Genomic DNA, 411 nt, shown 5'->3' with positions numbered 1-411 from the left:
TCGTGGTGGGCCAAATAGGCGATTTTTGCATGAAACCGGGCGCGATTAGTCTGGTATACGTACATATCAATTCACCTGGCCAATGCGTGGATCAATCACGCGATATACAAGATCAATCGCCATGTTCAGCAGTACATAAATGAATGAAACCATGATTGCGAAGCCCATCACCGCAGGGAAGTCCAGCGCCTGGATCGATTTAACGACATAGGCTCCCATACCTGGCCAGGCAAATACTGTTTCGGTCAGTACTGCGCCATACAGCAAATCCCCCAAAGTCAGTCCAAGGACGGTAACTGAGGGGATCAGAGCGTTGGGGAGCGCCTGGCGAAGGACAACGGTCCATCGGGACAGTCCATAAGCGCGTGCGGTACGGATGTAATCTTCACCGAGTTGATCGAGCATCGCCGA

1 protein-coding gene is annotated in these 411 nt (G+C 52.1%); it reads right to left on the bottom strand.

The window, feature by feature from the left end; all coding sequences use genetic code 11:
• Positions 1-66: 66 nt before the first annotated feature.
• A partial coding sequence (locus tag ALO64_RS00995) for an ABC transporter permease (RefSeq protein ID WP_157058596.1) occupies positions 67-411 on the bottom strand: 345 nt, incomplete at its 5' end.

Origin of the sequence: Pseudomonas meliae (genome assembly GCF_001400515.1) — a bacterium.
In the GTDB taxonomy this organism is placed as follows: domain Bacteria; phylum Pseudomonadota; class Gammaproteobacteria; order Pseudomonadales; family Pseudomonadaceae; genus Aquipseudomonas; species Aquipseudomonas amygdali.
This window is presented reverse-complemented; position numbering and strand designations above follow the sequence as displayed.